A 21,552-nucleotide genomic window follows, 5' to 3' on the forward strand; every position below is an offset into this window, starting at 1 on the left:
CCGGTCACCACCAGCCGACCAGCCCGCCGCCGATGCGGAGCACGAAGGCGGAGACGACGACGATGAAGAAGATCCGCACGAAGCCGGCCCCGCGGCGGACCGCCGTCCGCGCGCCGAGGTAGCCGCCGACCAGGTTGCACACGCCGATCACGAGTCCGATCTCCCAGATCACGGCGCCCTGGGGGACGAAGAGCATGAGCGCGCCCAGGTTCGTCGCCCAGTTGGCCATCCGCGCCTTGGCGGAAGCCTCGAGGAAGTTGTAGCCCAGCAGACCGACCAGCGCGATCACGAAGAAGCTGCCGGTGCCGGGGCCGAGCGCGCCGTCGTAGAACCCGATGCCGAAGCCCACGAGCATCGCCAGCCCGAGGTGCCGGCCGCCGGTGTGCCGCAACGCCGTGGCAGCGCCGATCTGCGGCTTGAGGACGACGTAGGCCCCCACGACCACGAGCGCCACCAGGACGATCGGCTCGAACGCCTCCCGCGGGATCTGCGAGGCCACGAACGCGCCGGCGAACGACCCGGCCAGCGCCAGCGCCATGAGCGGGCCGAACGTGCGTGGATCGGGCCGGACGCGCCGGTAGTACGTCGCGGAGCTCACCGTCGTGCCGCAGATCGAGCCGAGCTTGTTGGTCGCGAGGATCTCGACCGGCGTCGCGGCCGGGAGCCCGACCAGGAGCGCCGGCAGCTGGATCAGCCCGCCGCCGCCCACCACCGCGTCGACGAACCCGGCGGTCAGCCCCGCCAGCGCGAGAAGGGCCAGCACGGTGAGCGTCGGGTCCTCCACCCACGTCACCCTAGGCGCGGCCCGAGGGCGTCTCGCGGCCGGTGCCGCGGACCCTCCTGAGGAAGTCCTGGAGGTTGCCGAGCCCTGCTGCCTCGGTCGTCCGGCGCGCGGAGCCACCGCGATCCCCGGCAGCCGGTCGTCGGGGCCGGCGACGCGGACTCGGTGCACGCCGTACGGCTGATCGGCAGCCTCCTGCACGGGTTCATCGACCTCGAGCTCAGCGGAGCTGGTGAGGCCACGCGCTCGACGCGCAGCTCCGACTGCCCGCCGACCACGGCGGCGGCTCAGGTGAGGGCGCGGACGGCCGCGGTGACGCCCGACGCGACCAGCACGGCCACCAGCAGCGGGCACCGCAGCCAGAGCAGGACCCCGGCGGCCGCCACCCCCACCACGCGGGCGTCGACGGCGAACCCCCGACCCTCGGTGGCCACGGTGGTCACCACCAGCGCGGCTAGGAGCGCGGGCGGGAGCAGCGCGACGACGGCGGTGACCGACGGCGGCAGGACGCGTCCGCCCAGCAGGAGCGGGCCGAACGCCTTGATCGCCGCGGTCACGACCGCGAGGCCCAAGACCATCGCCCAGACGCCGGTCCCCGTCATCGGCGTCTCGCCAGCCCGACGAGCGCCGCGACCGAGGCCGCGAGCACCGGCACGCCGGCCGGCGTGAACGGCACGAGGACCAGCGCGACGACCGCCCCCGCGACGGCGACGCCGCGCGAGCGCGGGTCGCGCAGCTCGGCCAGGAGCAGCGCGAGGAAGAACGTCGGGAAGACGGCGTCGAGGCCGAACCGGTCGGTGTCACCGAGCAGATCGCCGCCGTACGCGCCCAGGGCGGTGCCCGTGAGCCAGCCGGCGTACTGCGGCACGGTGGCGCCGAACAGCTGCCAGCGGTCGAACGTCCCGTCCCCGTTGCTGGCCATGGCCCAGGAGGGATCGACGACGGCCTGGCCCTGCAGGGCGCGCACCGCTGGCCGACCGGGGAGCGAGGGCGCGAGGGCGATGCCCATGGCGAGGAAGCGCGCGTTCATCAGGCCACCCGACGCCACCGCGGGGAGCACCCCGCCGCCGGCGGCCACGACCGAGAGCGCCGCGAACTGCGCGGATCCGGCGTGCACGACCGCCGACATCACCACCGCCTGGAACGGCGAGAGCCCCGTCTGCACCGCGAGCACGCCGAAGGACAGTGACAGCAGCAGCCCGACACCGGCGAAGGGGACGCCGAGCCGGATCCCGCGCCGGAAGGAGTCGTGCACCCCGACACCGTAGGGGCGGGCCCTCACTCGCCGACCCAGAACCCCCGCCCGCCGAACCGGCCGAACCACTCCGCGTGGTCGCCCGCCGCGCCGGCTCCGGCTGACCCGCGCCGGGTGCCCAGGTACGAGCCGACCACAGCGGCGCCCAGGTCGTCGAGCTCCGGTGCGACGACCCGGCCGTCGACCCGCCGCGCCATCGAGTCGATGAAGCGGGCGAGCCCGGGGTCCTCGCCGAGGCGGAAGAACGTCGTCTGGGCCCCGAGCCGGCGGGCGTTGTCGAGCTCGCGCACGGCGTAGGCGACGGTCAGCGGGTGCGGCGGGTAGCTGAACCACACCTCGCCGTCCGGCTCGAGGTGGGACGTCGGCTCGCCGTCGGTGACGACCAGGAGCACCGGCTGGGCGTTCGGGTGCTTGCGGAAGTGGCGGTTCGCGAGCAGCAGGGCGTGGTGCAGGTTGGTGCCCTTGTCCCACATGGCGTCGAGGGCGGTCAGCTGCTCGATCTCCATCACCTCGGCGTGCCGGCCGAAGCCGATCAGCTGGAGGTGGTCGCCGCGGAACCGGGAGCGGATCAGGGTGTGCAGGGCGAGCGCCGTCCGCTTCATCGGCACCCACCGGCCGTCCATCGCCATCGAGAACGACGTGTCGACCAGGAGGGCGACGGCCGCCTGCGTGCGGGCCTCGGTCTCCTGCACCTCGACGTCGCCGATCTCCAGCACCGGCCCCGACGGGTCGCCGGCACGGCGCAGCACACCGTTGAGCATGGTCCGGGTGACGTCCCACGGCTCGGTGTCGCCGAACGCCCACTCGCGCGTGGCCCCCGACCGCTCACCTGCCGCACCGGCCTTGTTCATCTCGCGCTGGCCCTGGCGGCCCGACATCCGCTGCGCGACGTCGCGCAGCAGCGCCTTGCCGAGCTGGCGCATCGCCTTGGGGGTCAGCCGCAGCTGCCCGCCGGAGTCGCGCTTGAGGGTGCCGGAGTCGCGCAGCGCCCGCTCGAGCTCCTGCAGCGTGCGGGCGTCGACGGCGGCCTGGTCGCCCAGCTGACGCGCGAGCTTGTCGAGGTCGAGGTCGTCCATCCGGGCGCCGCCGTAGGACTGGGCGAGCTGGTCGGAGAGCTCGTCCAGGTCGGCGAGGTCCTGGAAGACGCCGGTGCCGTCGCCGAGGCCGAGGCCCTCCTCGCCGTCCATCCGTTCGGAGCCACCCCAGTCCTCGCCGGGGCGCAGCGTCTGCAGGTTCGCGTCGAGCTGGGCCAGGGACTGCTGGAGGGCGGGACTGCCGAACGCCTGGCTGGCCAGGGCGTCGAGCTCGTCACGCTGCTCCTGGGTCATGGAGTTGCGCATCCGCTGGGCGGCGGCCGCACGCTGCGCCAACGAGTCGAGGAGCTCGTCGACGTCCCGCGGGCGCTCGGGGAAGAAGTCCCCGTGCTCGTCCATGAACCGCTGGAACTGCTCGCCGGTGTCCTCGCCCCGGGCGTGCGCCTCGAGCAGCTCGTTGAGGTCCCGGAGCATCTCGTTGACGCGCGCCCGGTCCTCGTCGGTGGCGTTCTCCAGCGCCTGCTTCATGCCGGCGAACCGCTGCTCGAGCATCTCCCGGCCGAGCAGGTCCTTGATCTTCTCGTAGTCCTCGCGTGCCTCGCGGCTCTGCCAGTCGTACGACGACAGCTCGCTCACCGCGGCCGCGGGGCTGGCCGGGAGGCTCTCCAGCTGCATCTCGCGGAACGCCCGGTCGGAGTCGTCCATCATCGCGTCGCGGGCCAGCTGCTTGCGCTCCTCCAGCACCGCCCGGTCGAGCAGCTCCTTGACCTCCCGCATGGTGCCGTCGAGGTTGTGCCGCTGGAGCAGGTCGCGGCGCCGCTCCGCGACCCGACGTGCCAGGTCGTCGAGCCCACGTCCCTCGGTTCCTGAGCCTGTCGAAGGGCCGCGACGCAGGAACTCGCGCATCGCGCGCTCGGGCGAGTAGCCGGCCATGACGTCCTCGCCGATGGCGTCCAACGCCTCGGCCAGGTCGACCGGCGGCGCGAGCGGGTCGCCGCCCTCGTACCGCTTGAAGCGCGTCCGGTCCTTCACGCCGACCCCCTCCCCGCCGTCGCCACCGGGCCGATCACCCGTAGACCGTCTCCGCGCCGTCGGTGTCCTTGCCGACCTTCCGCGCCAGGTAGAGCCCTTCGAGGGCGAGCTCGATCGCGCAGGCGCGCTCCCCGTCGTTGGTCGCGTCGAGGCGGTCGCAGATGTCGTCGTACAGCTCCGACTCGCCGAGCACCGGCAGGCCGCTGAGGAAGTCCCGTGCCGTGACCTGCTCGCCGGTGGTGACCATGGCGCCGTTCTCGATCGCCTCGACCAGCAGCCCGAGGTCGAGGCCTCGGAACCGCGCGCGGACGGTCTCGGCGGTGGCGGTGCGGAGCAGGTGGGTGAGCACCTCGGCCTCGCGCCCCTCCTCGCCGGACTCGAACTCGATCTTGCCGCCGAGCACCTCGACAGCGGTCTCGAGGTCGACGACCCGGGCCACGGCCTCGTCCTCGCCCTGCCGCGTCGCGCGGTGGAGGGCGGCGGCCGCGATGGTCTCGGCGCCGGCGATCGCGAACCGCGCCGAGACGCCCGAGCGCTGGTCGACCGAGCTGGAATCACGCAGGTTGCGGGTGAACCGCGCGAGGACCTCGACGAGCGCGTCCGGGACCTCGGCGACGAGGTCGGCCTCTTGCCGGATCACCGCCACCTCGTCCTCGAGCGCCGTCGGGTAGTGGGTGCGGATCTCGGCGCCGAACCGGTCCTTGAGCGGCGTGATGATCCGGCCGCGGTTGGTGTAGTCCTCGGGGTTGGCGCTCGCCACGACCAGCACGTCGAGCGGCAGCCGCAGCACGTAGCCGCGGATCTGGATGTCGCGCTCCTCCATCACGTTGAGCATCGCCACCTGGATCCGCTCGGCCAGGTCGGGCAGCTCGTTGATGGCGACGATGCCGCGGTGGCTGCGCGGGATGAGGCCGAAGTGGATGGTCTCGGGGTCGCCCAGGCTCCGGCCCTCGGCGACCTTCATCGGGTCCACGTCGCCGATCAGGTCGGCGACGCTGGTGTCCGGGGTCGCGAGCTTCTCGGCGTACCGCTCGTCGCGGTGCCGCCACGCCACCGGCAGGTCGTCGCCGAGCTCGGCGGCCCGGCGGCGGCTGGCGTGGGTGATCGGCTCGTAGGGGTGCTCGCCGAGCTCGGATCCGTCGATCACCGGGCTCCACTCGTCGAGGAGGCTGATCATCGTCCGCAGCAGCCGGGTCTTGCCCTGGCCGCGCTCGCCGAGGAGCACCACGTCGTGGCCGGCGATGAGCGCGCGCTCCAGCTGCGGGACGACGGTCTCCTCGAAGCCGTGCAGGCCCGGCCACGGGTCGCGGCCCTCGCGGAGCGCGGCGAGGAGGTTGTCGCGGATCTCGACGCGCAGCGGGCGGTGCTCGTGGCCCGATGCCCGGAGCTCGCCGACGGTGGTGATGGCGGGCGCGGTCGAGGAGGCGGTCGAGTGAGCGGTGGTCACCCCCTCACGCTACCCAGCAGGCAAGGCATCGTAGGGGCGTGGACCTTCGACCGACCTGCCCCTGCGGATCCGGCCAGGCGTACGACGCCTGCTGCGGGCGGCTGCACCGTGGGGCCGCCCACGCCGACACCGCGGAGGAGCTGATGCGCTCGCGGTACGCCGCGTTCGCGGTCGGCGACGCGGCGTACCTCTGGCGCACCTGGCACCCCCGCACCCGCCCCGACGACCTCTCGCTCGACACCAGCACCCGCACGTGGACCGGCCTGCGGGTGCTGGGCTCGGCTCATGAGGGGGGCGAGGACTGGGTGGAGTTCGTCGCGTCCTACGACTCCCCCGCCGGCCCGGGCCAGCAGCACGAACGGTCCCGGTTCGAGCGCCGCGGCGGCCGGTGGGTCTACGTCGACGGCGAACCGGGCTGAGCCGACCCTGTGGAGGAGCGCCGACGCCGACTGCTGTCCGTGGGCACCATCGACCCGTGCCGGACGTCGTCGACCTGCTCGCGGACCTCGGCGGGGTCGCCCGCCGGAGCGCGCTGCTCGCGGTCGTCGACCGCCGGGCGCTCGACGCCGCCGTGTCGGCCGGCACGGTCACCCGTGTGGGCCGCGGCCACTATGCGCTCCCGACCGTCGACGAGGCCACCAGCGCCGCCGCCCAGCTCGGTGGCGTGGTGTCGCACAGGAGCGCTGCCCTGCGCCACGGCTGGGGCGTCCGGACGGTGCCCGACAAGCCGGACGTGACCGTCAGCCGCGGTCGGAAGCTCAAGGGGCGCGGCACCGGGGTCGCCGTCCATCGCGGCGAGCTCACTCCCGACGAGGTGGCGGATGGAGTCACCACCCCGGCCCGCACGCTCCTCGACTGCCTCCGTTCCCTGCCGTTCACAGAGGGGCTCGCCATCGCCGACTCGGCGTTGCGGGAGTCGGGTTGTCGGCTGTTGCTCGAGCGGGTGGCCGAGAACGCCCGCGGGCCAGGATCGCGCCGCGTGCGGATGGTCGCGGAGCACGCGACAGGTCTGGCGGCCAACCCGTTCGAGTCATCGCTGCGCGCGATCTGCCTCGACGTGCCGGGGCTGTCGGTCCGGCCGCAGGTGACGGTCAGCGACGACGGCTTCCGCGCGCGGGTGGACCTCGCGGACGAGCGGCTGCGCATCGTCTGCGAGGCCGACTCCTTCGAGTGGCACGGGAGCCGGTCGGCGCTGGCCTCGGACGCCCGGCGCTACAACCGCCTGCTCGTCGCCGGGTGGATCGTCCTGCGGTTCGCCTACGAGGACGTGATGTTCCACCCCGAGGAGGTCCGCGACGTGCTGCTCCGTGCTGTTGCTCTCGCCGAAGTACTGAGCCAACGCACTCCGAGGCGGCACGACGCCGCCTGAGGGCGCGGCTGGAGGGCCGTTGGCTCAGTACTTCGGTCGCTGGCCGCCCTCAGCGGCTGAGGATCACCGACGATCCGTGACCGAAGAGCCCCTGGTTGGCGGTGATGCCGACGCGGGCGCCCTCGACCTGCCGCCCCTCGGCCTGCCCGCGAAGCTGCCAGGTCAGCTCGCACACCTGCGCCAGCGCCTGGGCCGGCACCGCCTCGCCGAAGCACGCCAGGCCACCGGACGGGTTGACCGGGGTCCGGCCGCCGACGGTCGTGTCGCCGGCGCGGAGCAGCTTCTCGGCCTCGCCACGGCCGCAGAGAGCGAGGTCCTCCATCCAGTCGAGCTCCAGCGCGGTCGAGAGGTCGTAGACCTCGGCGACGTCGACGTCGGCCGGAGAGATGCCGGCCTCCTCGTACGCCGCGTGGCCGATCGACTCCTTGAAGGTCCGCTGCGGCTCCCCGGTGGCCGCGCTGGAGTCGGTGGAGAGGTTGGGCATGTCCATGACGGTGTTCGGGAAGGTCGGCGTGACCGTCGAGATCGCGTCGACGCGGACGGGGTCTGCGATCCCGTGACGGCGGGCGTACTCGACGCTGGTGACCAGCACCGCCGCAGCGCCGTCGGAGGTGGCGCAGATGTCGAGCAGGTGCAGCGGGTCGGAGACCACCGCAGAGCCCAGCACGTCGGCGACGCTGACCTCCTTGCGGTAGCGCGCGTTCGGGTTCGCCAGCCCGTGGCGGGCGTTCTTGACCTTGACGTGGGCGAAGTCCTCCTGGGTCGCCCCGTAGAGGTCCATTCGGCGCCGCGCGTAGAGCGCGAAGTACGCCGGGTTGGTCATGCCGAGCAGGCGGAACCGCAGCCAGTCCGGGTCGTCCCAGCGCTCGCCCGCGTTCGGGGCGAGGAAGCCCTTCGGCGTGGTGTCCGCGCCGACGACGAGCGCCACCTCGGACAGGCCGGCCAGGATCCGGGCGCGGGCGGTGTCGAGGGCCTGCGCGCCCGTGGCGCAGGCGGCGTAGGAGGTCGCCACCCGGGCGCCGTTCCACCCGAGCGCCTGGGCGAAGGTGGCGCCGGCGACGTAGCCGCCGTAGCCGTTGCGGACCGTCTCGCCGCCAACCACCAGGTCGACGTCGGTCCACGGGATCCCCGCGTCGGCGAGCGCGACCCGGGCGGCATGGACGCCGTACTCCACGAAGGGCCGGCCCCACTTGCCCCACGGGTGCATGCCGACGCCGAGGACGGCGACCTGTCCTGGCTGCCCGGTCACTGGTCGGCCTCCTCGCCCATCTCGACCACGGGCTTGAACCGCCAGATCAGCCGGTCGCCGGTGTCGTCGCGGTAGAGCGTCTCGACGACGAGCTCCACCTCTGCGCCGACGCGGAGGTCGTCGACGCCGTAGCCCTGTGCCACCTGGCCGAGCACGGTGAGCCCCTCGGGCAGCTCGACCGCGACGAGCGCGAACGGCTCGTAGGGGTCGGCCGCCGGGACGTACGGCGCGGGCGGCTGGTACTGCGCGTCGGTGTAGGACCACACCCGGCCCCGCCGCGCCAGCTCGGTGCGCTCGAACTCCTCACCCGCACACGCGGGGTTCCGGCAGAAGCCGGCCACCGGAGGGAAGTACACGGTCGTGCAGGTGGTGCACCGCGAGCCGACCAGGGCGGGCTCCGGCCCGGTGGTGAACCAGCCCTCGATCGCGGGCGTGGCGGTCGTCGTCATCGAACCTCCGAAACTAGAACGTGTTCTCACACACTAGCGCCGGAGTGCAGCCGCCAAGCCCGCGCGTCTCAGGCCCCCGCGAGGTAGGACAGCAGGTCCTGCCGGGTGACGACCCCGACCGGCTTCCCGTCCTCCTGCACCAGCACCGCATCGGCGTCCTGGAGGAGCGCGACGGCCTCGCGGGCGTCGGCGTTGGCCCCGACGGTCGGCAGCGCCGCGGACATGTGCTGCTCGACGGGGTCGGTGAGCCGGGCCTGGCCGGCGAAGAGCGCGTCGAGCAGTGTGCGGGCCGAGACCGATCCGGCCACCTCGGCGGCGACGAGCGGCGGCTCCGCACGGACGACGGGCATCTGCGAGACGCCGTACTCCTGGAGGATCTGCACGGCCTCGGCGAGGGTCTCGCCGGGATGGGTGTGGACCAGGTCGGGCAGCCGGCCGTCCTTGCCCCGCAGCACCTCGCCGACCGTGCGGTCGGGCTGGTCGCCGGAGGCGAAGCCGTACTGGCGCAGCCAGCCGTCGTTGAAGATCTTGCCGAGGTAGCCGCGGCCGGAGTCGGGCAGCAGCACGACGATCACCGCGTCCGTGCGGCCCTCGGCGGCGAGCTCGGTGGCCAGCTGCTTCGCGGCGTACGCCGCCATGCCCGACGAGCCGCCCACGAGCAGCGCCTCCTCGCGGGCCAGCCGGCGGGTGAAGGCGAAGGAGTCGGCGTCGGACACCTCGATGACCCGGTCGGCGACCCCGCGGTCGTAGGTGTCGGGCCAGAAGTCCTCGCCCACGCCCTCGACGAGGTAGGGCCGGCCGGTGCCACCGGAGTAGACCGAGCCCGACGGGTCGGCGCCGACCACCTGGATCTCCGGGTTGCGCTCCTTCAGGTAGCGCCCGACGCCGCTGATCGTGCCGCCGGTGCCCATGCCGGTGACGAAGTGGGTGATCCGCCCCTCGGTCTGCGCCCAGATCTCCGGGCCGGTGGTCTCGTAGTGGGACCGGGGGTTGTGCTGGTTGGCGTACTGGTTCGGCTTCCAGGCGCCGGGCTGCGAGGCGAGCCGGTCGGAGACGTTGTAGTAGGAGTCCGGGTGGTCGGGGTCGACGGCGGTCGGGCAGACGACGACCTCGGCGCCGTACGCGCGCAGGACGTTGCGCTTGTCCTCGCTGACCTTGTCGGGGCAGACGAAGATGCAGTGGTAGCCGCGCTGCTGGGCGACCATCGCCAGCCCCACGCCGGTGTTGCCCGACGTCGGCTCGACGATCGTGCCGCCCGGCTGGAGCTCGCCAGAGGCCTCGGCGGCGTCGATCATCCGGGTGGCGATCCGGTCCTTCACCGAGCCGCCGGGGTTGAGGTACTCCACCTTCGCCAGCACGATCGGCCCCTCGGCGCCGTGGAGGTCGTCGAGCGTGCGGCCGAGCCGCAGCAGCGGGGTGTCACCGATGAGGTCCAGGAGCGAGTTCACGTACTGCACCACCTCAGGCTAGAGGCGGCCGTCACGGCGGTCTAAACCCCGCGCCGGTCCGAAGGTGCGGGTCCGTAGAGTGCGACCCGTGGGTAAAGCAGCTGCTGCACGGAAGCTCGCCTCCGCCGCGGCCTTCGGCGGCGGCGGGGTCTCTGCGCTCGGCGCCGCGCTCTACGGCGTGATGCGGGTCGAGGCGAGCCTCGCGCGCAAGACGATCGGCGAGCCGCGTGACGAGCCGCCGCCGGACGCGACCGGCTGGTACGGCCGTGGGCGCCCGGGCCCGGCCATCAAGATGGCGCTGCTCGGCGACTCCAGCGCAGCCGGGTACGGCGTGGAACGCGTCGAGGAGACCCCCGGCGCGCTGCTGGCCAGCGGCGTGGCGGAGCGCGCCGACCGCCGGGTCTACCTGCGCAGCTTCGCGGTGGTCGGCGCCATGTCCTCGGACCTCGCCGAGCAGATCTCGCGGGCACTGCCGATCGAGCCCGACATCGCCGTCATCCTGATCGGCGCCAACGACGTCACGCACACGGTGCTGCCGTCGCACTCGGTGCGCCACCTCGCCGAGGGGGTACGCCGGCTCCGCGAGGCCGGTGTCGCGGTGCTGGTGGGGACCTGCCCCGACCTCGGCACCCTGAAGCCGATCGCCCCGCCGCTGAAGCAGGTGGCCCGCGCCTGGTCGCGACGGCTGGCCGCCGGGCAGACGATCGCGGTCGTCGAGGAGGGCGGTCGGACGGTGTCCCTGGGCTCCATCCTCGGTCCCGAGTTCGCCGCGGCGCCGGCGCTGCTCTTCGGCCCCGACCAGTTCCACCCCTCCTCCCACGGCTACCGCTCGCTCGCCTCGGTGCTGCTGCCCTCCGCGCTCGCCGCGCTCGGCCTCCTCGAGCCGGACGAGATCGAGCCGGAGCCCTACCGCGGCGAAGGGGTCCTGCCGATCACCGCGGCCGCGCTCCAGGCCGTCAACACCCCCGGCACGGAGCTCGGCGGCACCGAGGTCGGCGGCAACCGGCTGGGCGTGCGGGGCCTGTGGGTCGAGCTGCGGCACCGCCGCCGCCACCCGTCCACCGACGGGACGGCCCCGGAGGCCGACGAGGAGCAGCAGCCCGGCCCCGAGCGCGCGGCCGCCTCGGAGGCGTGAGGACGCACGAAGGCCCCGGACCGAGGTCCGGGGCCTTCGTTGGTGGTGGTCTCGACGAGCTCGACCAGCGAGGTCGCTCGACCAGCGTGGACGTCAGTCCTGCTGGAAGATCGCCAGCAGGCGCAGCAGGTTGGTGTAGATCCAGACCAGGCTCACGGTCATCGCGAACGCCGCACGCCACGACTCCCGCTCGGGGATCCGGTTGGCCACGCCCTGCTCGACGAAGTCGAAGTCGAGGATGAGCATGAAGACACCGAGCACCAGGCCGGCGACGGAGAACAGCAGGCCCATCATGCCGAAGCCGTGGAAGCCGAGCGCGTTGCCGAAGAAGCCGAGCACGACCTCCATCAGGCTCAGCGCGATCATGCCGAAGACCGCGCCGATCACGAAGGTGCGGAACTTCTGGCCGACCTTGATGTCGAAGAACTTGTACGCCGCGAGCGTGCCGGCGAACGCGGCGAAGGTGCCGATGACCGCCTGGACGACCAGGCTTCCGGAGTCCGGGGTGGCGAACTGCGCCTCGATCACCTTGCTGAACGCGCCGAGCGCGATGCCCTCGAGCACCGCGAAGGCGAGCACGAGGGCGGGGCTGACGACCCGCTTGAACGAGTTGACCAGCGACAGCGCGAACGCGCCGAGGCTGCCGATCGCCAGCGCCGCGTAGAGCGAGCCGAGGTCCTCGCTCGTCACGCCCGGGGCGGTGAGGTCGGGGGTCAGCACCCAGGTCGCGAACGCCGCGACGATCACGGTGCCGAGGGTGATGGCGGTCTTCTGCACGACCGAGTCGATCGTCATCGGCCCGCCCGTGGTCTGCGGGGTGGTCGGGGCGCCCGGGGCACCCGTGCCCCACTGCGACGGGTCGCTGCCGTAGCCGGGGTAGGCGGAGCCGTTGCCGGCGTACGTCTGGTTGCCGTAGGGGTTCGCGCCGCCGCGGTTGAACTCCTCCGAGCGACGGAACACCGGGTTGTTGCTCTGCATGGGTCTCCTCCCTGGAGGCCGTGGTGACCGTCTCCCTGACGGCTCACCGCGAGACCCACCCTAGTGGGCCTCGTAGTCCTCAACGCCCGGCGGCGTCGGAACGTTCCCGGGTCGTCGGCTCAGGCCACGTCGCCCTCGAGCAGGCGGCCGATGGTGCGGCCGAGCTCGCGGACCCTGAACGGCATCCCGACGTACTCGTCCGCCCCCGCGGCCAGGCCCCGCTCGACGTCGTCGGCGGCGAGGGACGTCGAGAGCAGCACGATCGCGGGACGAGACTGTTGTGCCTGGTCGGTCCCGTGGCGGCGGATGGTCCGGGCCACCTCGACGCCGTCGAGCCCCGCCATCCGTGCGTCGAGCACGGCCAGCTCGGCAGGGCTGCGGCGCCAGTGCTCGAGGGCCGTCGTGCCGTCGGCGACGGCGTCCACCTCGTGACCGTCCCGCTCGAGCAGCCACACGATCAGGTCGCGGATGTCGTCGTCGGCCTCGGCCACCAGCACGCGCGCCACGACCACCCCGCTCCCGGCGTGGCCCCCGCCACGTCCGGGACAGTATGGCGCCGAGCGGCCACCAGGTCCAGGGTGACACGGGCACCGTTGTGGACCGGCCGCGTGCCCCCGGCGGGAGTCGAACCCGCACCTCGCCGCTTTTAAGGCGGCTTCCTCTGCCGGTTGGGACACGGGGGCCGGCGCCCAACCTAGAGGACGCGGGTCAGAGGTAGGTCTTGCGCGGATGCACGGCGTGCGCCCCGGCGACCCGGTCCAGGAAGAGGTACCCGGCGCAGTGGTCGATCTCGTGCTGCAGGGCCCGCGCCTCGAAGGCGTTGGCCACGACGGTCACCTCCTCGCCGGTGCCGGGCAGCTGTCCGCGTACGACGAGGCGCGAGGCGCGCTTCACGTCACCGGTGAGGTCCGGGACGCTCATGCAGCCCTCGCGCGCCTTCTCGTTGCGGCTGGACTCGACCACCTCGGCGTTGCAGAGCACGAAGGTGCCGTGGTGGTCGCGCGTCTTGGGGTGCTCGGAGACGTCGACGGAGAAGACCCGCGCCGAGACGCCGACCTGCGGAGCGGCGAGGCCGACGCACCCGGGGCTCACCCGCATGGTGGCGACCAGGTCCGCGGCGAGCTGGACCACCTCGGGGGCCGTCGGGTCGACGGCCTCGCCGGGGGTCGAGAGGACCGGGGCCGGGGCGCGGACCACCTCGAGCACGTGCCCGTCGACGCCGAGCTCGTCGACGGACCAGCCGAGGACGCGCTCGTCGATGGTCTGGGCCGGTGGGGTGCTCACAGCTCGTCGGCCTCCGCGGGCCGCAGCGTGGCGCCGACGCCCAGGTCGGCCGCGGCCGCTGAGACCGCCTGCTCCAGGGCGGGGACGTCCGCGCCGGCCGGCAGGTCGATCTCGGCCACCAGCAGGTAGAGCTCGCCGGCGAGGCGGGTGGTGAGGTCGGTGATGTTCCCGCCGACCGCGGCGACGCGCGCCACGACGGAGGAGACGATGCCGGGGCGGTCGCCGCCGTGGACGGTGAGCACCCAGGACGTGCCGGTCGCGGCGCCGGCGTCCTCCTGCGGCACGTCGCGCACCGTGACCGTCAGGCTGCCGTCGGAGGTGAGCGGGGCGAGCGCGGCCTCGATCTCCGCGACGGCCGCGGGCCCGGCGCACAGCAGCATCATCGCGAAGTGGCCCCGCAGGAGGGTCATGGTCGAGTCCTCGAGGTTGAGCCCGAGGTCGGCGAGGCGGCCCGTGGCCTCGGCGATGATGCCGGGACGGTCGTGGCCGAGGACGGTGATGGCGTGCAGGGGCGCGGGTGAGCTCACCCGGGCATTCTCGCAAGGGCCGCCGCGCGACCGAGCACCTCGTCCAGCATCGCCTCGGTGAGCCTGCCGGTGAAGGTGTTCTGCTGGCTGGGGTGGTAGCTGCCGAGCAGCACCACGCCCCGCGCCGGAGCGCCGGGCGAACCACCCAGCCAGGCCTCCGCGCCGTGCCCGAACCGCGGCTTCGGCACGGGTACGTCGCGCCCGAGGCGCCGCCAGGTCCGCAGGCACGCCTCCCACCCGAAGGAGCCGAGGGCGACGACCACCCGCACGCTGTCGGCCACCAGCGTGACCTCCCGGTCCAGCCACGGCGCGCACGTGTCGCGCTCCTCCGGCGTGGGCTTGTTCAGCGGCGGCGCGCACCGGACGGTGGCGACCAGCCGGGTCTCCGGCAGCTCCAGGCCGTCGGCGGCGTGGACGCTGCCGGCCTGGGTCGCCAGGCCGACGCGGTGCATGCTGGCGAAGAGCCAGTCCCCCGACCGGTCCCCGGTGAAGACCCGCCCCGTCCGGTTGGCGCCGTTGGCGGCCGGCGCCAGACCGACCACGAGCACCGCCGGCCGCTCGGACCCGAAGCCCGGAATCGGCCGTCCCCAGTACGGCTCCCCCGCGAACGAGGCCAGCTTGGTGGTCGCGACGTCCTCGCGCCACCGGACCAGCCTGGGGCACGCGCGGCACACGCTCACCCGGGCGTCGACGTCGGCGAGCTCCGCGTCGCGGGCGAGGCGCCGTACCTGAGCCGGGGTGGTCGCGACCGGCGTGGTCGCGTCGGCCGGGTCCCCGGGCCAGCCGCTGCCCGGGGGGACCGGGGACGGGAACGGCCGACCGGTCGCCGGGTGCGGCAGCGAGCCGCTCCCGACGACCGGTCCGGTCGCTCCGGGACCGAGGGGACCCGGTCTGTCCGGGCTCAGGGGGCCGGCTGGATCGAGGCCTCGCGGCGCGCCTTGTCGGCGACGGTGGAGGCGGCCTCGGTGGCCTTCTCCTTGGCGGCGTCGGCCGCGGCCGACGCCTGCTCGGTCGCCTTGCCTGCGGCGCTCTGCACCGTGGGGCTCTCGGCGACCTTCTTGGCGCGTTCCCGGATCTGCTCGTAGCGCTCGCGGCCCGCCTTGGACCCGAGCACGTAACCGATGCCGATACCGGTGAGGAGGATCAGCTTCTTCATGGGTGCTCCTTCGTCGGTGGGGCTCGTGCTCGCCCTGTTGCCGATCGGTCGCCCGCCGAAACGCGGCCGGAGCCGCTCAGGCCAGCAACGACCAGGCGATGCCGTCGAGGATGTCGGACTCGGAGACGACCAGCTGCTCGACCGAGGCGCGCCGCAGGACCCCGGCGAGGATGAGCGCCCCGGCCCCGATGACGTCGGCCCGGCCGGGATGCATGAAGGGCAGCGCCCGGCGCTCGGCGACGGTCATGGCGACCAGCCGGTCGACCGCGGCGAGCACGGCGTCGGCGGGCAGCACCGCCTGGTCGATCGCCGCGGCGTCGTACGCCGGGAGGTCGAGCACGGCGGCGGCGACCGTGGTGACCGTGCCTGCGACGCCGACCAGCGTCGCGGCCTCGGCGACGTCGATGGGGCAGGCGTCGAGGTGTGCCTCGACGTCGCGGGCGCAGGCCGCGACCTCGGCGGCCGTCGGCGGGTCGGTGTGCAGGTGCCGCTCGTGCAGGCGCACCGACCCGATGTCCATGGAGTCCGCGGCGGTCGGACCGGCGGCGTCGCCCAGCCCATGACCCAGCACCAGCTCGGTGGAGCCGCCGCCGATGTCGGCGACCAGCACGGGCCAAGCGGGCGTGGCGCGCAGGCCGCGGACGGCGCCCGCGAAGGAGAGCGCCGCCTCCTCCGCCCCGGTCACCACGTCGGGGTCCACGCCGAGCCGCTCGCGGACACCGGCCGCGAAGACCTCGGAGTTGGCCGCGTCCCTGGTCGCCGAGGTCGCGCAGAGCCGCACGCGGGTGGCGCCGTGCTCCCGGATGGCCGCCGCGTAGTCGTCGAGGGCGTCGAAGGTCCGCGCCAGGGCGGCGTCGGAGATCCGGCCCGTCGCGTCGATGCCCTCGCCGAGGCGCACGACGCGCATCTCCCGGACGAGCGGCTGCTCGGGCGTCGCGCAGACCAGCAGCCGGATCGAGTTGGTGCCACAGTCGATCGCAGCGACCGGATCTCCCGACTCGGCCGGTGGATCTCCCGACTCGCCGGGCGGAAGGCCCGACTCAACCATCGGAGGGCGTCACGCAGGGACCGGCCGCCCACCACTCGCCCAGCAGGTCGAGGACCTCGTCGCCGAGCGGGTTCACCCCGCGTCCCTGCGCCAGCGACTGGCCGGCGAGGACGTGGAGGCACTTGACCCGGTCGGGCATCCCGCCGGCGGAGATGCCGGCGATCTCGGGCACGTCGAGGCCCGCGGCACGGCCGATCTCCTCCCGCGCCTCCAGGTACCGCTCGTGCGCCGCGGCGTACGCCTCGGCGAGCGCGGGGTCCTCGGCCAGGCGGTCCTGCATCTGCTTCATCACGCCGGAGCCCTCCAGCGTGCCGATCCGCGAGGCGGCCCGGGGACAGGTCAGGTAGTACGTCGTCGGGAAAGGCGTGCCGTTCGGCAGGCGCGGTTCGGTGGTGACGACGTCGGGGTTGCCGCACGGGCAGCGGTGGCCGATCTCGTGGATGCCGCGCGGCTCGCGCCCCAGCTGGCTGGCGATCGCCGCCTCGTCGCGGGGCTCGATCACTGTTCGATCACTCTTCGCTCTCGGTGCCGTCGATCTCGGTCATGGGCGGGGGCTCGTCGCGCGGCGGGTGGCCGGCCAGCTCGACCGACTCCCAGGCGTCGACCCACCAGGCCTCCGGCGTCTGCGGCGCGACGTCGTCGGGGTCGGTCAGGGTGGCCCCGGTGGTCAGCGGCTCGCCGTCGCGCAGCACGACGAACGGCGTCTCGCCGGGCATCACCCACCCGCGCTCGCGTGCCTGGGACTGCACGAAGGCCGGGTCCTGCCAGCGCTTCTTCTCCCGCTCGAGGTCGTCGATCGCCGCCTTCCGCTCTGCGATCTGCGCCTTGAGCTCGACGATCTCGGCCCGCTGGTGCAGGAAGGCCCGCATCGAGGAGGCGTAGGAGACCGCGAGGACGGCGAGGACCAGGACCAGCACCGCCGCCCGGCCGGTCAGCCGGGGGCGGCGCGGCGCCGGTCGGTCGGGTCGGCCGCCCTGCGGTGGACGGACGCCGCGCGCCGGGCCCGGGGGCATGCGGCGCCCGGGTCCGGTGCGCCCGCGGGGCCGGCTGGAGCCCCGGGAGCTGCGACGGTCGTCGGCCATGGGACAAGCGTGCCCCAGGGTCAGCCCGAGAAGCGGGGGAACGCGCCGGGGCCGGCGTACCGGGCCGCGTCACCCAGCTCGTCCTCGATGCGCAGCAGCTGGTTGTACTTCGCGACCCGCTCCGAGCGCGCCGGGGCACCGGTCTTGATCTGGCCGCAGTTGGTGGCCACGGCGAGGTCGGCGATGGTGGTGTCCTCGGTCTCGCCGGAGCGGTGGCTCATCATGCAGCGGAAGCCGTTGCGGTGCGCGAGGTCGACGGAGTCGAGGGTCTCGGTGAGCGAGCCGATCTGGTTCACCTTGACCAGCAGCGCGTTGGCCTGGCCGCCGGTGATGCCGCGCTGGAGCCGCTCGACGTTGGTCACGAAGAGGTCGTCGCCGACCAGCTGGGTGCGGTCGCCGAGCTGGTCGGTGATCGCCTTCCAACCCTCCCAGTCGTCCTCGTCGAGCGGGTCCTCGATGGAGACGATCGGGTAGGACGACACGAGGTCGGCGTAGTAGGCGGTCATCTGCTCGGCCGTCTTCTGCTGGCCCTCGAAGGTGTAGCTGCCCCCCTCGTAGAACTCCGAGGCCGCGACGTCGAGGGCGAGGACCAGGTCGGTGCCCAGCTTCTGGCCCGACGCCTCGATCGCCTCGGCGATGAGGTCGAGCGCCGCCCGGTTGGACGCCAGGTCCGGCGCGAACCCGCCCTCGTCGCCCACGCCCGTGGCGAGGCCGCGCTTCTTCAGCACCGACTTCAGCGCGTGGTAGACCTCGGCACCGCTGCGCAGGGCCTCGCGGAACGTCGGCGCGCCGATCGGCGCGATCATGAACTCCTGCACGTCGACGTTGGTGTCGGCGTGGGCGCCGCCGTTGAGGATGTTCATCATCGGCACCGGCAGCAGGTGGGCGTTGGGCCCGCCGACGTACCGGTAGAGCGGGAGGCCGGCCGACTCGGCGGCCGCGCGGGCGACCGCGAGGGAGACGCCGAGGATGGCGTTGGCGCCGAGGTTCGCCTTGTTGGGCGTGCCGTCGGCGTCCAGCATGGTCTGGTCGACGACGCGCTGGTCGTCGGCGTCGAGGCCCTCGATGGCCGGGCCGATGGTCTGGATGACCGCCTCGACGGCCTTCTCCACGCCCTTGCCGAGGTAGCGGTCGCCGCCGTCGCGGAGCTCCACCGCCTCGAAGGCGCCGGTCGAGGCGCCGCTCGGCACGGCCGCGCGGGCGAAGACGCCGTCGTCGAGGAGCACCTCGACCTCGACGGTGGGGTTGCCGCGGGAGTCGAGGATCTCGCGGGCGCCGACAGCTTCGATGGATGCCACTGTGCTGCTCCTGGGGACCGGGGGCTGGAGGACGGCGTCGAGCCTAGGGGATGGCTACTCTTCGGCGCGTGGAGGACTATCGCGAGCACGACGCCACTGCCCTCGCCGGTCTGGTGCGCACCGGTCAGGCAAGCCCCGAGGAGCTGCTCACCGCGGCCCGTGAGCGCGCGGCGGAGGTGAACCCGGTCCTCAACGCGATCGTCCGCGACGTCGACCCTCCGACACCGTCGGGCCCGGAGCCGGAGGGCGGGCGGCCCTTCGCCGGTGTCCCGTTCCTCCTCAAGGACCTGCACCAGCACCTCGCCGGGGTCCCGACCAGCGGTGGCAGCCGGGCGATGAAGGACGTCCCCGCCCCGGAGACCGCCGCGGTCGTGCAGCGGTGGATCGAGTCCGGGCTGGTGGTCTTCGGCAAGACCAACACTCCCGAGTTCGGCGCGAAGGGCATCACCGAGCCGCACCTCTTCGGCCCCAGCCGCAACCCGTGGCACACCGACCACACGCCGGGCGGCTCGTCCGGCGGCAGCGCGGCCGCGGTCGCGGCCGGCATCGTGCCGTGCGCGGCGGCCAGCGACGGCGGCGGGTCGATCCGCATCCCCGCCTCGGCGTGCGGCCTCTTCGGGCTCAAGGCGAGCCGCGGACTGCTCCCCTACGGCCCCGTCTACGGCGAGCCCCTCAGCGGCACCGCGACCGACGGGGTGGTCTCCCGCAGCGTCCGCGACACCGCGGCGATGCTCGACGTGCTCGCGGGGCCGACCGAGGTGTCGCCGTACCTCCCCGGCGGGCTGCCCGCCGGCGGGTTCGCCGGCGCGTTGGACCGCGAGCCGGGGCGGCTGCGGATCGGCATGACCTGGCAGAGCTCCATCAACCCCGACCCGCACCCGGAGGCCCGCGCGGCCGTGGAGCGCGCCGCGGAGCTGCTCACCGAGCTCGGCCACGAGGTCGTCGAGGTGGCGATGCCCGTCGACGACGCCGCCCTCGCCCAGTCCTTCCTCACCACCTGGTTCGTCCACTGCGCCGTCTCGGTCACCGAGGCCCGGGAGGCCTCCGGCGCCGGCGAGGACGCCTTCGAGCCCGACACCCGGGTGATGGCCGCGCTCGGCCGCGCCACCAGCGCCGCCGACTACGTCCGGGCCGTCGAGGGCCGGCACGCGCACGTGCGCCGGCTGGCGGCGTTCCACGCCGACCACGACCTGCTGCTCACGCCGACCACGGCCACGCCGCCGCCGCGGGTCGGCTCCTTCGACCTCCCCGCGCCGGTGGCGATGCTGCAGAAGGCGCTGCTGCGCGCCGGCGCCGGAGGCGTCCTGCGGTTCACCCCCATCGTCGACCAGATGATCAGCGAGAACCTCGGCTGGGTGCCCTACACCCAGCTGGCCAACCTCACCGGGCGACCGGCGATGAGCGTGCCGCTGCACTGGACCGCGGACGGTCTGCCCATGGGCGCCCAGCTCGTCGGCCGGCTCGGCAACGACGAGCTGATGCTCCGGCTGGCGGCCCAGCTGGAGCGGGCAGCGCCGTGGTGGGACCGGGTGCCGCAGCTCTGACCGGGACGCCGGTCCCGACTAGGACGGCGCGAGCAGGCGGCGTACGGCGTCGCGCAGCGCCTGCTCCGGGTCGGTGCCGGACCGGCGGCCCTCGGCGACGAGCGCGAGCAGCCGGTCGCCGAGGTCGTCGTCGGGGTCGTCGTCGGGGTCGCCGTCGGGGTCTCGAGACGGTTGCTGCACGACCTCCTCGCCCAGCCGGTGGACCGGACGGCCGGCGCGTTCGAGCCGGTCCAGCACCTTGTCGGCGTACAGCAGCGCCGGCAGCCCGGGCGGCAGTCCGTCGGTGAGCGAGCTGCGCTGCTTCTCCGCCGCCTTCGCGGCCTCCCACGCCTCGTTCACCGCGACCGGGTCGTCGGCGTCGATGGCGGACCCGTCGGGGCCGGTGGCCCGCCCGCCGGCCGGCGGGAAGACGTGCGGGTTGCGGCGCCGCATCTTCGCGGTCACGTCGGCGGCGACGTCGTCGATCGTGAACTCCCCCGCCTCCTCGGCGACGACGGCGTGGAAGTAGACCTGCAGCAGCAGGTCGCCGAGCTCCTCGCGCAGGTCGCTCCAGTCGCCGGTCTCGGCGCCGGTGTCGATGGCCTCGAGGGTCTCGTGGGTCTCCTCGAGGAGGTAGCGCGCGAGCGAGCGGTGGGTCTGCGCTCGCTTCCAGCCGCACTCGACGCGCAGTCGCCGCATCACCGCGAGGAACTCCAGCAGCGGTGCGCCGTCAGCCTCGCCGGCCATCGTGGGTCCGGTCAGCCGCAGCGCTGGGACTCGGGAAGGGACGCGGCGTACTCGGCATCGGGCGACTCCGCCAGCGCGGTGGTGGCGACGTCGCCGACCGCCACGGAGGTGGAGGTGTCGGCCGGCACCGGCTGGGCGTCACGGAGCTCGACGCCGTACACGGGGTTGACGTCGACCTCGTTCTCCTCGATCCAGTCCGTCAGCGCCTGGTTGCCCAGCGCCGCCACCTGCTCGGCGTTCCCGCCTGCGAGACCCTCCTCCGAGGCGATGCGCTCACCGACGCCGATGACGAGGTCGGCGAGGAGCGAGGAGGTCGACTCGATTTCGACGACGGCCTCCCGCTGGTCCTCGGGGAGTGCGGCGATGGCCGGCTCCTGCTCGAGCTCGGCGACCCGCGCGCGGTGCTCCGGCCCCGGCTCGACCCCGTGCTCCTCGGCGAGCTGCTGGGCCGCCTCGACGAGGGTGAGCTGGCCCGCGACGCCGCTGAGCAGGTAGCTGTTCGGCAGCGGCTGGCCCTCGAGCTGCGGCTCGATCGCCCGGCAGTACGCCGACGCGAGCTCCTCGACCCGGTCGAGCGAGATCTCCGCATCCCCGACCTCGGCGGCCACGCCCGGCGAGAAGCCCGTGCCGGCCACGCCGCACCCGGACAGCATCCCGGACAGCAGGACCGCCGAGGAGGCGAGGGCGAGCAGCGGGCGGGTCGGGTTCAC

General features: G+C 73.9%; 24 protein-coding genes and 1 tRNA gene. 4 read left to right on the forward strand and 21 right to left on the reverse strand.

What is annotated here, in order from left to right:
* Positions 1-4: 4 nt before the first annotated feature.
* The 5 genes from ACSMHG_RS09935 to ACSMHG_RS09955 form a co-directional block, all read right to left on the reverse strand.
* Positions 5-784 (reverse strand): TSUP family transporter, encoded by a 780-nt coding sequence (locus tag ACSMHG_RS09935; protein ID WP_435744312.1) that lies wholly within the window; start codon positions 782-784, stop codon positions 5-7.
* A gap of 284 nt (positions 785-1,068) precedes the next feature.
* On the reverse strand, positions 1,069-1,383 hold the full coding sequence (locus ACSMHG_RS09940; RefSeq protein WP_435744315.1) for an AzlD domain-containing protein: 315 nt from the start codon (positions 1,381-1,383) through the stop codon (positions 1,069-1,071).
* Positions 1,380-2,036 carry an AzlC family ABC transporter permease gene (locus tag ACSMHG_RS09945; protein ID WP_435744318.1) on the reverse strand — a complete coding sequence of 219 codons (657 nt, stop codon included), beginning with the start codon at positions 2,034-2,036 and terminating at the stop codon, positions 1,380-1,382. The genes ACSMHG_RS09940 and ACSMHG_RS09945 overlap by 4 nt, the downstream gene beginning before the upstream one ends.
* A gap of 23 nt (positions 2,037-2,059) precedes the next feature.
* Entirely contained in the window at positions 2,060-4,102 is a 2,043-nt protein-coding gene (locus ACSMHG_RS09950; RefSeq protein ID WP_435744321.1) for a vWA domain-containing protein, read from the reverse strand.
* Between the two features lie 34 nt (positions 4,103-4,136).
* Positions 4,137-5,549, reverse strand: coding sequence for a magnesium chelatase ATPase subunit I (locus tag ACSMHG_RS09955; protein WP_435744324.1), 1,413 nt, complete (start codon positions 5,547-5,549; stop codon positions 4,137-4,139).
* Between the two features lie 38 nt (positions 5,550-5,587).
* On the opposite strand from ACSMHG_RS09955, the gene ACSMHG_RS09960 reads away from it, so the two are divergent.
* Both ACSMHG_RS09960 and ACSMHG_RS09965 read left to right on the forward strand, forming a co-directional pair.
* On the forward strand, positions 5,588-5,968 hold the full coding sequence (locus tag ACSMHG_RS09960) for a YchJ family protein (protein WP_435744326.1): 381 nt from the start codon (positions 5,588-5,590) through the stop codon (positions 5,966-5,968).
* Positions 5,969-6,024: 56 nt separating this feature from the next.
* Entirely contained in the window at positions 6,025-6,918 is an 894-nt protein-coding gene (locus tag ACSMHG_RS09965) for a DUF559 domain-containing protein (protein WP_435744328.1), read from the forward strand.
* Positions 6,919-6,967: 49 nt separating this feature from the next.
* Here ACSMHG_RS09965 and ACSMHG_RS09970 read toward each other — a convergent pair whose 3' ends face one another.
* The 3 genes from ACSMHG_RS09970 to ACSMHG_RS09980 all read right to left on the reverse strand — a co-directional run bounded on the left by ACSMHG_RS09970 (position 6,968) and on the right by ACSMHG_RS09980 (position 10,073).
* Positions 6,968-8,167: a lipid-transfer protein gene (locus tag ACSMHG_RS09970; protein WP_435744330.1), complete on the reverse strand. Its 1,200-nt coding sequence runs from the start codon at positions 8,165-8,167 to the stop codon at positions 6,968-6,970.
* A complete protein-coding gene (locus tag ACSMHG_RS09975; protein WP_435744332.1) occupies positions 8,164-8,616 on the reverse strand; it encodes a Zn-ribbon domain-containing OB-fold protein in 453 nt (150 codons plus the stop codon). Before ACSMHG_RS09975 ends, ACSMHG_RS09970 begins: the two co-directional genes overlap by 4 nt.
* Before the next feature lie 68 nt (positions 8,617-8,684).
* On the reverse strand, positions 8,685-10,073 hold the full coding sequence (locus ACSMHG_RS09980) for a cystathionine beta-synthase (RefSeq protein ID WP_435744334.1): 1,389 nt from the start codon (positions 10,071-10,073) through the stop codon (positions 8,685-8,687).
* A 79-nt stretch (positions 10,074-10,152) separates the two neighbouring features.
* Here ACSMHG_RS09980 and ACSMHG_RS09985 point away from each other — a divergent pair, with 79 nt between their 5' ends.
* The gene (locus tag ACSMHG_RS09985) at positions 10,153-11,199 is read left to right on the forward strand and encodes an SGNH/GDSL hydrolase family protein (protein WP_435744336.1); all 1,047 of its coding nucleotides are present in this window, start codon (positions 10,153-10,155) and stop codon (positions 11,197-11,199) included.
* Between the two features lie 93 nt (positions 11,200-11,292).
* Here ACSMHG_RS09985 and ACSMHG_RS09990 read toward each other — a convergent pair whose 3' ends face one another.
* The 11 genes from ACSMHG_RS09990 to eno form a co-directional block, all read right to left on the reverse strand.
* On the reverse strand, positions 11,293-12,177 hold the full coding sequence (locus ACSMHG_RS09990) for a Bax inhibitor-1/YccA family protein (protein WP_435744338.1): 885 nt from the start codon (positions 12,175-12,177) through the stop codon (positions 11,293-11,295).
* Positions 12,178-12,296: 119 nt separating this feature from the next.
* The gene (locus ACSMHG_RS09995; RefSeq protein ID WP_435744340.1) at positions 12,297-12,683 is read right to left on the reverse strand and encodes a response regulator transcription factor; all 387 of its coding nucleotides are present in this window, start codon (positions 12,681-12,683) and stop codon (positions 12,297-12,299) included.
* A gap of 103 nt (positions 12,684-12,786) precedes the next feature.
* Positions 12,787-12,860 (reverse strand) — tRNA-Leu (locus tag ACSMHG_RS10000).
* Between the two features lie 25 nt (positions 12,861-12,885).
* Positions 12,886-13,461 (reverse strand): peptide deformylase, encoded by a 576-nt coding sequence (def, locus tag ACSMHG_RS10005; RefSeq protein WP_435744342.1) that lies wholly within the window; start codon positions 13,459-13,461, stop codon positions 12,886-12,888.
* The gene (locus tag ACSMHG_RS10010; protein WP_435744344.1) at positions 13,458-13,988 is read right to left on the reverse strand and encodes a glycine cleavage system transcriptional repressor; all 531 of its coding nucleotides are present in this window, start codon (positions 13,986-13,988) and stop codon (positions 13,458-13,460) included. The genes def and ACSMHG_RS10010 overlap by 4 nt, the downstream gene beginning before the upstream one ends.
* Positions 13,985-14,827 carry a uracil-DNA glycosylase gene (locus tag ACSMHG_RS10015; RefSeq protein WP_435744374.1) on the reverse strand — a complete coding sequence of 281 codons (843 nt, stop codon included), beginning with the start codon at positions 14,825-14,827 and terminating at the stop codon, positions 13,985-13,987. The genes ACSMHG_RS10010 and ACSMHG_RS10015 overlap by 4 nt, the downstream gene beginning before the upstream one ends.
* 62 nt (positions 14,828-14,889) lie before the next feature.
* Positions 14,890-15,144: a hypothetical protein gene (locus tag ACSMHG_RS10020; RefSeq protein ID WP_435744347.1), complete on the reverse strand. Its 255-nt coding sequence runs from the start codon at positions 15,142-15,144 to the stop codon at positions 14,890-14,892.
* A gap of 76 nt (positions 15,145-15,220) precedes the next feature.
* A complete protein-coding gene (locus ACSMHG_RS10025) occupies positions 15,221-16,192 on the reverse strand; it encodes a Ppx/GppA phosphatase family protein (RefSeq protein ID WP_435744350.1) in 972 nt (323 codons plus the stop codon).
* Positions 16,185-16,694, reverse strand: coding sequence for a DUF501 domain-containing protein (locus ACSMHG_RS10030; RefSeq protein ID WP_435744352.1), 510 nt, complete (start codon positions 16,692-16,694; stop codon positions 16,185-16,187). The genes ACSMHG_RS10025 and ACSMHG_RS10030 overlap by 8 nt, the downstream gene beginning before the upstream one ends.
* A 7-nt stretch (positions 16,695-16,701) precedes the next feature.
* Positions 16,702-17,274, reverse strand: a complete 573-nt coding sequence (locus ACSMHG_RS10035; RefSeq protein WP_435744354.1) for an FtsB family cell division protein — start codon at positions 17,272-17,274, stop codon at positions 16,702-16,704.
* 20 nt (positions 17,275-17,294) lie between these two features.
* On the reverse strand, positions 17,295-18,572 hold the full coding sequence (eno, locus tag ACSMHG_RS10040; protein ID WP_435744357.1) for a phosphopyruvate hydratase: 1,278 nt from the start codon (positions 18,570-18,572) through the stop codon (positions 17,295-17,297).
* 68 nt (positions 18,573-18,640) lie between these two features.
* On the opposite strand from eno, the gene ACSMHG_RS10045 reads away from it, so the two are divergent.
* Positions 18,641-20,116 carry an amidase gene (locus ACSMHG_RS10045; protein ID WP_435744359.1) on the forward strand — a complete coding sequence of 492 codons (1,476 nt, stop codon included), beginning with the start codon at positions 18,641-18,643 and terminating at the stop codon, positions 20,114-20,116.
* Between the two features lie 18 nt (positions 20,117-20,134).
* Here ACSMHG_RS10045 and ACSMHG_RS10050 read toward each other — a convergent pair whose 3' ends face one another.
* Complete coding sequence (locus ACSMHG_RS10050) at positions 20,135-20,842, reverse strand: MazG nucleotide pyrophosphohydrolase domain-containing protein (RefSeq protein ID WP_435744362.1); 708 nt, start codon at positions 20,840-20,842, stop codon at positions 20,135-20,137.
* Between the two features lie 11 nt (positions 20,843-20,853).
* Positions 20,854-21,552 carry a hypothetical protein gene (locus ACSMHG_RS10055; RefSeq protein ID WP_435744363.1) on the reverse strand — a complete coding sequence of 233 codons (699 nt, stop codon included), beginning with the start codon at positions 21,550-21,552 and terminating at the stop codon, positions 20,854-20,856.

The sequence above is a fragment of the Nocardioides ureilyticus genome (genome assembly GCF_051280745.1).
Classification (GTDB): Bacteria; Actinomycetota; Actinomycetes; order Propionibacteriales; family Nocardioidaceae; genus Nocardioides.